Genomic DNA, 2,693 nt, shown 5'->3' on the forward strand with positions numbered 1-2,693 from the left:
CGCCCCCCCCCCCCCCCCCCCCACGCCGCTACCGGTGTGACGAAGAACTCAGCTCGCGCCGAGCGCGAGGTTGCTCAGCACCCGAACGCCGACCGCGAGCGCCCGCTCGTCGATGTCGAAGGTCGGCTGGTGCAGATCCAGCTGCTCTCCCTCGCCGGACCAGACGCCCAGGCGCGCCATCGCGCCCGGCACCTCCTCCAGATACCAGGAGAAGTCCTCGCCGCCGCCGGACTGCGGAGTGTCGGCCAGCGCGTCGGGGCCGAGTGCGCGAATGGCGTCCTCGAAGATGCGGGTGGAGTGCTCGTCGTTGACCACGGGCGGCACGCCGCGCCGGTAGTTCAGCTGGTAGCGCACGCCTGTCGGGGCGAGCAGGCCGTCGACGATCTCCCGCACCATCGGCTCCAGCAACGACCAGGTCGCGTGGTCTCCGGTGCGGATGGTGCCGGTGAGCATGCCGGTCTGCGGAATGGCGTTCGGCGCCTTCCCCGCGCTCACCGCGCCCCACACCATCACGGTGCTGGTGCGCGGGTCGATGCGGCGGCTGAGCAGGCCGGGCAGGCCCGTGATGACCGTGCCGATGGCGTAGACCAAGTCGCTGGTCAGGTGCGGACGCGAGGTATGGCCGCCGGGCGAGTCGAGCACCAGCTCGATGGTGTCGGCGGCGGAGGTGATCGCGCCGACGCGGATGCCGATCCGGCCGACCTCCAAGCGCGGGTCGCAGTGCAACGCGAAGATTCGCTCCACCCCGGTCATCGCGCCTGCGGCGACCACGTCGATCGCGCCTCCCGGCATGACCTCCTCGGCGGGCTGGAAGACCAGCCGCACGCCGACCGGCAGCTCCGGCACCTCGGCCAGGGCCAGCGCCGTGCCGAGCAGGATGGTGGTGTGCGCGTCGTGGCCGCAGGCGTGCGACACGCCGGGGACCGTCGACGCGAAGGGCAGTCCGGTGAACTCCTGCAGCGGCAGCGCGTCCATGTCGGCGCGCAGGCCGACCCGCGGTCCGTCCGGTCCGAGGTCACAGATCAGGCCGGTGCCGCCGGGCAGCACCTGCGGCGTCAATCCCGCCTTGGTCAGCCACGCCGAGACGAACTCGGTGGTGCCGAACTCGGTACGGGACAGTTCCGGGTTGGCGTGGATGTGCCTGCGCCACTGGACGAGGTCGACCGTGTGATCGGCCAGCCACGACTCCACCGCTTCCCGCCCTGATCCCCCGGTTTCCGACACTGCGGAGCCGCCGGGGCCCTCCGTGGCCACACCGATGCCCGCTGCCGGGCCCGTCGCCGGCGCCGCAGAACGGCCGGTTGTGCTCACCGAATGTCCTCCTGTCGTTGAACTAGCCGTTGCAACAACCTGTCTCTATGGATGTCATCGCGGGCGACGGCGATTGCGGTACGCGTGAGCGCGAGCGCGCCGTCGAGGACCGCACGATCCGCCGAGGCGTTGACGCTGGCCGCGGCGAAGCCTGGCTGATGTGTCACCGCACCACCGGCGTCGATGCCGATGACCGGGTGAATGCCCGGAATGACATTGGTGACGTTTCCCATGTCGGTGCTGCCCAGCGGCCGCTGCGCCTCGAACTCCGGAGCGAGCGGCACGCGTCCCAATCCGGTGAGCTGCTCGCGATAGACGAGCAACAAGTCCGGATCCGGGGTCAGCTCGGTATACGTCGGCGCGAGCGTCCGGATTTCGTGGGTGCAGCCGGTCGCGAGGGCGCCCGCCTCGAAGCAAGCCGACGCTCGTCGCATCAGATCGTCGAGGGATGCGGAGTCGACTGCGCGTAGGTAATACAGCAGTTCCGCACGTCCGGGCACGATGTTGGGAGCTACGCCACCGTCGCCGACTATACCGTGCAGTTGCTGGCCGGGCAGGAAATGTTGCCGCAGCAACCCAAGGGCCACCTGCGCGACGGTGACCGCGTCGCCCGCGTTGCGGCCCTGCTCCGGCGCCGCGCTCGCATGCGCCTCCCGCCCGTGGAAGACCACCGACACGTCGGCCAGAGCCAGCGAGCGGGCGCCGACGATGTCGAGCGGACCCGGATGCACCATCATCGCCATCGCGACGTCGTCGAACACGCCGCGTTCCAGCATGAGCACCTTGCCGCCGCCGCTCTCCTCGGCCGGTGTGCCGAACACCAGCACGGTGAGATCCAGTTCGTCCGCGACCTCGGCGAGACCCAGCGCCGCGCCCACCGCGGAGGCGGCGATGACGTTGTGCCCGCAGGCGTGGCCGATCTCGGGCAACGCGTCGTATTCGGCGCAGATGCCGACGGTCAGCGCGCCGCTGCCGTAGCGCGCGCGGAAGGCCGTGGGCAGCTCGGCCACGCCCAGCTCGATCTCGAAACCGCGCCCGGCCAGCGGCGCGATCGTCTTGGCGACGCTGCGGGTCTCCTCGAACGCCAGCTCCGGTTCCTCGTGAATCGCGTGCGAGAGCGCGATCAGCTCGGCGGACGCGGCGCGAATGGCGGCGTCACCGCGAGCGGTGGCGTCGACCTCGCAGACTGCGTTGCCGTCGTGCTGCGCTTCCTGGCGCCCGCTGCGCGATGGTGGCATGCAACACAGTCTCGCACTGTGTTCGATTTGCCGCGCTTTCGCGCGGCGTGTTCGCGGCTGTGCTGGTTTTGGCCGCGACTTCGTCGCGGCGTGTTCGCGGCCCCTTTGTGGCTCGCGTTTGCGCGGCCGCCGCTTGCTCCTTCG

2 protein-coding genes are annotated in these 2,693 nt (G+C 70.6%); both read right to left on the reverse strand.

What is annotated here, in order from left to right:
• Window positions 1–48 precede the first annotated feature (48 nt).
• Window positions 49–1,191 carry a M20 family metallopeptidase gene (locus ACWEO7_RS39025; RefSeq protein ID WP_450026263.1) on the reverse strand — a complete coding sequence of 381 codons (1,143 nt, stop codon included), beginning with the start codon at window positions 1,189–1,191 and terminating at the stop codon, window positions 49–51.
• Window positions 1,192–1,307: 116 nt separating this feature from the next.
• Window positions 1,308–2,549: a M20 family metallopeptidase gene (locus ACWEO7_RS39030; protein WP_452430819.1), complete on the reverse strand. Its 1,242-nt coding sequence runs from the start codon at window positions 2,547–2,549 to the stop codon at window positions 1,308–1,310.
• Between the last annotated feature and the right edge of the window lie 144 nt (window positions 2,550–2,693).

Source organism: Nocardia sp. NPDC004260 (assembly GCF_053603155.1).

Coding starts and splice junctions, on each gene's coding strand:
- ACWEO7_RS39030 (WP_452430819.1), bottom strand. CDS start 2,549: ATGCCACCATCGCGCAGCGGGCGCCAGGAAGCGCAGCACGACGGCAAC.